The sequence below is a fragment of the Crenobacter oryzisoli genome (genome assembly GCF_030385785.1).
GTDB classification, from domain to species: domain Bacteria; phylum Pseudomonadota; class Gammaproteobacteria; order Burkholderiales; family Chromobacteriaceae; genus Crenobacter_A; species Crenobacter_A oryzisoli.
Window position 1 is genome coordinate 1 of sequence record NZ_JAUEDK010000109.1, and the last position, 1,800, is coordinate 1,800.

The window sequence follows — 1,800 nt, forward strand, 5'->3', positions numbered from 1 at the left end:
CTCCAGGCACTGACGCAGAACCAGGTTGAGTTCTTGCAGGCTGAAGAAGCGCTGGTGACGCAACCGGGCCAGCACCCAGCGCTCGACCACCTGGACGCCGACCTCGACCTTGGCCTTGTCGCGCGGCTTGTACGGCCGCGCCGGCAGCACCGCGCAGCCGTAATGTTGTGCCAGGTCCTGGTAGGTCGGGTTCAGGTCCGGCTCGTAGCGGGACGGATGGCGCACGCCGCTCTTCAGGTTGTCGGGGACCACCAGCGCGGTGACGCCACCGAGATAGTCGAAGGCGCGCACATGGCTGCCGATCCAGTCTTCCAGCTGCTGCGTGAAGGTCGCTTCGAGGTAGGTGTAGTTGGAGGCGCCGAGCACCGCGACGAAGATCTGCGCGGCGTGAATTTCGCCGGTATGCGGGTCGATGACGTCGACCGTCTGCCCGGCGTAGTCGACGAACAGTTTCTCACCGGGTGTGTGGTGCTGGCGCAGCGTCACTGCCAGCGTCTTGCGCCAACGGCGGTAATGGTCGCAGAACGCGCTGTACTGGAGTCCGTCCGGTGTTTCGGCCTTGTACTCCTGCCACAGCAGCTCCAGCGTCACGCCTTTGCGGCGCAGTTCCTGGTGCAGCGTCGGCCAGTCGGGTTCGGTGCGGCGGACTTTCGACGGCGCCGTCGGGGGAAATAGCAGGCCATTGACGGTGGCTTCGTCCAGGCCGGCGGGTAGCGGGAAGCTCAGCCCGGCGAGCTTGGCGCGGGCGAGGTAGTCGCTGACCGTGGTGGGGGATGCGCCGATCATTCGGGCGATCGCGCGCCGCGAGTACAGACCTGCGTGATGCAGGCGAAGGATTTCGACGATTTTGCGCATGGATAACCTGTGGTTAGACATCGGGCACCCAGGAAAAAAGCTCGAGGGTGCCACGGGTTACCCCGCGCGCTACAGCTTGTTACGGCAATGTTGCAAGCCGTCCAGGTTGGCCTGGAACGGGTGTCCAGTTTGCGCTGGAACGACTGTCCAGGTTCAGCTGGAACAGGTGATCAGGTTGCCCCGGAATACGCAGTCTGAAAGAAGCGCAGGCGCTGAAGAAGGCTCTGGAAACAAGGATGGCGGAATGTCGCTTACAGTTGCATCCGGAGAAGACCAAGGTGGTCTTTTGCAAGGATGCCAACCGGAGGCTGGAGTACGAGACATGCCAGTTTGACTTTCTGGGCTATACGTTCCGTCCCCGCCTTCTTAAATCGAGGACGAACACACTATTCGTTGGGTTTGCGCCCGCGATCAGTCGGAAGGCGGCCAAATCGATTCGACAGACGGTCAGGCGGTGGCGGCTACATTGCTGGCACACCGTGGAACTCGTGGATGTGGCTGAAGCAATCAATCCGGCGCTACAAGGCTGGGTGAATTACTACGGTCGGTTCTCTCGATCCGCCTTGTACGATGTGTTCGATACGCTGAATCAGTACCTGGTTCGATGGGTGCGCAGGAAATACAAAAAGATGAAGGAGAAGGTGAGTCGGGCGAGGGATTGGTTGAACGCAGTTTGTCAGCGTCATCCCACGCTATTTGCTCACTGGGACCTGTCATCGAGTGAACGGTGGGCAATAGGAGCCGTATGAGTCGAGAGGCTCACGTACGGTTCTGGGAGGGCGTCAGGGTGAGATTCCTTGGCGCTACTCAACTATGCATACTAAGCTTTGCAAAAGTATTGTCACTGGCAGGCATATTGGCACTCAGGCTGGCGGAAGAACGATTTCACCAGCCCGGGTAGCTTTTGGATTCGACGCAAGGCGCCGATTGCTAGCCGCTTCATTT

The 1,800-nt window shown here is 60.1% G+C and carries 2 protein-coding genes; one reads left to right on the plus strand and one right to left on the minus strand.

Features of this window, described 5'->3' with window-relative positions:
- Window positions 1-876, minus strand: an 876-nt coding sequence (gene istA / locus QU481_RS23685) for an IS21 family transposase (RefSeq protein WP_289830490.1), incomplete at its 3' end; no start/stop codon positions are given.
- Between the two features lie 215 nt (window positions 877-1,091).
- Between istA and QU481_RS23950 the strand changes: the two genes are divergently transcribed.
- Complete coding sequence (locus QU481_RS23950) at window positions 1,092-1,604, plus strand: group II intron maturase-specific domain-containing protein (RefSeq protein ID WP_353962197.1); 513 nt, start codon at window positions 1,092-1,094, stop codon at window positions 1,602-1,604.
- The last annotated feature ends 196 nt before the right edge of the window (window positions 1,605-1,800 follow it).

Bases quoted from the DNA above. Each gene is read 5' to 3' on its own strand.
- QU481_RS23950 (WP_353962197.1), top strand. From the start codon at position 1,092: ATGGCGGAATGTCGCTTACAGTTGCATCCGGAGAAGACCAAGGTGGTC.